A 2,421-nucleotide genomic window follows, 5' to 3' on the forward strand; every position below is an offset into this window, starting at 1 on the left:
CGGGAAGCCATCAGCCAGCCTTTTGTCTTTGAGGTGGAGCTGGTCAGTGAGCAGCCGTCGCTGGACCTCGAAACCCTGCTGCACAAACCGGCCTTCCTGCAGCTGTCGCCTGACGGCAGCGGCATTCATGGGCAGATCTACCGCGCCGCGCAAGGCGATTCCGGCAAGCGCCTGACCCGTTATTCGGTGACCCTGCGCCCGCAACTGGCGTATCTGGCGCACCGCATCAACCAGCGCATCTTCCAGAACCTCAGCGTGCCGAAAATCATCGGCATGGTGCTCGAAGAGCACGGCATCCAAAGCAACGCCTACGAATTCAAGACCGCGTCGATCTATCCCGAGCGCATCTACTGCGTGCAATACGATGAATCGGACCTGCATTTCATCCAGCGCCTGTGCGAAGAAGAAGGTATCCATTACCACTTCCGGCACAGCGCCACGGCGCACAAGCTCGTTTTCGGCGATGACCAGACGGTGTTCCCGAAACTGGCACCTGTGCCCTACCAGCAAGACTCCGGCATGGTCGCCAGCAACCCGGTGATCAAGCGTTTCGACCTGCGCCTGGAAACCCGCACCAGCCGCACCACCCGTCGCGACTACGACTTCGAAAAACCGCGCCTGACCCTGGAAAGCGAAAACCGTGGCGACGCCCTGCCTGACCTCGAAGACTACGATTACCCGGGCCGCTTCATCGACCGCGAGCGCGGCAAGCACCTGGCCAAACGCGCCCTCGAACGCCACCGCAGCGACTTCCAATTGGCCGAAGGCAAAAGCGATCAGCCGTTGCTGGTCAGCGGCCATTTACTCGCCCTGACCGAACACCCGAAAGCCAAGTGGAACGACCTGTGGCTGCTCACCGAGGTCCTGCACGAAGGCAAGCAGCCGCAGGTGCTCGAAGAGTCGGTGACCAGCGACACCACCGCGCTGAAAGACGATTTCCATCAAGGCTACCGCAACCGTTTCCAGGCCACGCCGTGGGACGTGCCCAACCGCCCGCCGCTGCGCCATCCGAAACCGCGCATCCTCGGCAGCCAGAGCGCGGTGGTCACCGGCCCGAAAGGCGAAGAAATCCACTGCGACGAATACGGCCGGGTCAAAGTCCAGTTCCACTGGGATCGCGAAGGCCAGGCCGACGACAAAACCAGCTGCTGGCTGCGCGTCTCCAGCGCCTGGGCCGGTGCCCAGTACGGCGGCATCGCCATCCCGCGTATCGGCATGGAAGTGCTGGTCACCTTCCTTGAAGGCGACCCCGATCAACCGCTGATCAGCGGCTGCCTGTACCACAAGGAAAACACCGTTCCCTATCCACTGCCGGCGAACAAGACCCGCAGCACCTTTAAAACCCTGAGTTCGATGGGTGGCGGCGGCTACAACGAACTGCGCATCGAAGACAAGAAAGGCCAGGAACAGATCTACCTGCACGCCCAGCGCGACTGGGACGAAAACATCGAGCACGACCAGAAAATCCGCGTCGGCAACGAACGCCACGACACCGTCGAACAGAACAGCTACAGCGAATTCAAGGCCGAAGAACACCACACCGTCTACGCCGACCGCAAAGTCGAAACCCGCGCCAACGACCACCTCACCGTCGGTGTGAATCAGCACATCAAGATCGGCACCGGCCAGTTCATCGACGCCGGCCAGGAAATCCACCTGAGCAGCGGCATGAAAGTGGTGATGGAAGCTGGCGCCGAACTCACGCTGGTCGGCGGCGGCAGCTTCATCAAGATCGACGCCGGCGGCGTGACCCTGAGCGGCCCGGTGATCAACATGAACTCAGGCGGCAGCCCGGGCGTTGGCACCGGCGCCGCGCCGTTGATGCCCGGCATCCTGAAACAGGCTGACGCGGACAAGGCCGGCCAGGTCCTGACCCCGGCGCAGATCAACACCCTCAAACGTAACGCGCCGTTCTGTGAAGAATGCGAAAAATGCAAGGCAGGTGCCTGTGCCATCTGATCGAATTACGCCCAAGGACTGGCTGGCGCAACAGCCGCTGCAAAGCGGCGAGCGCCTGTACCTGATCATCAGCGCCGCCAGCGACGCCGACGCACTGAAAACCCTATACCTCACCGAACCCACCGCCCAGCTCCTGCCGATCTGGGGCGGCACGCCCTACTCCACCTGGCAACCCGTGATGCCCTACCTCACCGAACTCAAAGCCAACTCCGCCTTACTGCCCTGGATCGCCGAAACCGACGCCCTCGACTGGGGCTGGCTGGCGGTATCGCGTTCAGCGCCGAACGAAGTGTTCGAGCATCTGCGCAGCCTGACGCAGGTGAAAATGCCGGACGGCACCGAGGTGTTTTTCCGGTTTTGGGATGGACGGCATATTTATCCGATTCTGCGGGGTCTGGGGGAAACGGCTGGGGAAGTGCTGCCGGTGTTCGAGCGGTATCTGATCAATGGGCAGGCGCTGGA

2 protein-coding genes are annotated in these 2,421 nt (G+C 62.1%); both read left to right on the plus strand.

Annotated elements, in window-relative coordinates:
* The coding region (locus AC0Z4S_RS26425) for a type VI secretion system Vgr family protein (protein ID WP_485625102.1) at positions 1-1,959 on the plus strand (1,959 nt) is incomplete at its 5' end.
* Positions 1,949-2,421 (plus strand): DUF4123 domain-containing protein (locus AC0Z4S_RS26430; protein ID WP_485625103.1); only part of this gene is annotated, 473 nt, incomplete at its 3' end. The genes AC0Z4S_RS26425 and AC0Z4S_RS26430, both read left to right, overlap by 11 nt.

The sequence above is a fragment of the Pseudomonas sp. 1L-B-1-E-C1 genome (assembly GCF_057291835.1).